This window comes from Shouchella xiaoxiensis (genome assembly GCF_016907895.1).
Lineage (GTDB): Bacteria > Bacillota > Bacilli > Bacillales > Bacillaceae_D > Shouchella > Shouchella xiaoxiensis.
In genome coordinates, this window is sequence record NZ_JAFBCV010000038.1 from 1 (window position 1) to 1304 (window position 1304).

1 protein-coding gene is annotated in these 1304 nt (G+C 43.0%); it reads right to left on the reverse strand.

Features of this window, described 5'->3' with window-relative positions:
* Window positions 1–1304, reverse strand: a 1304-nt coding sequence (locus JOC54_RS22805) for a non-ribosomal peptide synthetase (RefSeq protein ID WP_204469451.1), incomplete at both ends; no start/stop codon positions are given.

A 1304-nucleotide genomic window follows, 5' to 3' on the forward strand; every position in this document is an offset into this window, starting at 1 on the left:
GCTAAATCTCCCGTCCGATACATCTTTGCCTCTATTTGATGGACAAATGGATCGCTGATGAACCTCTCTTCCGTTAGTTCCCTGCTCACATACCCTTCTGCTAAACACCGGCCACCTATATGCAATTCCCCTGGTATTCCAATCGGACACGGGTTGCCATGTGGGTCTAGAATATAATAGCGGGCATTTTGAATTGGCTTTCCATATGGGATGCTCGTCCATTCCTCCGGAATGTCATTGATGTTATAGTAATTTGACCAGATCGTAGCCTCTGTCGCTCCTCCTAAACCTACTACTTGTACCCTTGGAAAGAGCTCTTTCATGGTGCCTGGCAATTCCAAAGGAATCCAGTCTCCACTTAAAAAGACCAACCTTAAATGACTGTTTGCGACGGCATTCTCTTTCATCTTTAATAAAGGCACTAACTGTTGTAAGGCCGCAGGCGCGGAATCCCAGAAAGTTACTTCCCCTTCATTCAAAAGGCTAATTAATCGTTCTGGATTCCCTATGTCTTGCTCATTGGCAATTCTTATCGACCCTCCTGCGGCAAGTAATCCGAATACATCATAAACGGATAAATCAAAACCAATGGATGTAATCCATAACATTCGATCATTCTCGCCTACTTCATAGGTTTTATTTACCCAATCAATGACATTGATGACAGGGCGATGGGCTTCGATAACCCCTTTTGGCCTTCCTGTTGACCCAGACGTATAGATGAGGTACGCGGTATTTTTTTGTTGGACACTCGAACTCACATTCTTGCTTTGATAATGTTGAAACGCTTCTCTGTCATAATAGACATAATCCCAATTCGCACGCTTCTCTGGCAATTGTTGTTTTAAGTCCTCTTGCGTCAAAACAATTGCCGCTTCGCTGCTTTCTACTATGTAGGCTTTTCGCTCTTTCGGCACAGAGGGATCAATCGGTACATACGCTGCTCCAGCCTTTAAAATGCCCATCATACAAACTACAAGCTCCGGTGAGCGGTTCATGCATATACCTACACGGGTTTCAGGTCCTACTCCTTGTTCTTGAAGAAAATGAGCAACTTGATTGGCACGCTTATTTAACTCCCCATAGGTTACGTTTGCACGCTCGGATAACACCGCTAGCTTGTCGGCATTTTTAGCTACCTGTTTTTCAAATAACTGGTGTATACACATTTCTTCTGGTATAGAGCTTTCAGTTTGATTCCATTGTTGAAGTTGCCCTTTCTCTTCTTTGGTCAACAGAGAAAATTCAGATAGTTTATATTCTGGATGGTTTACAACCTCTTCTAGCAATATTTGAAAATGGTT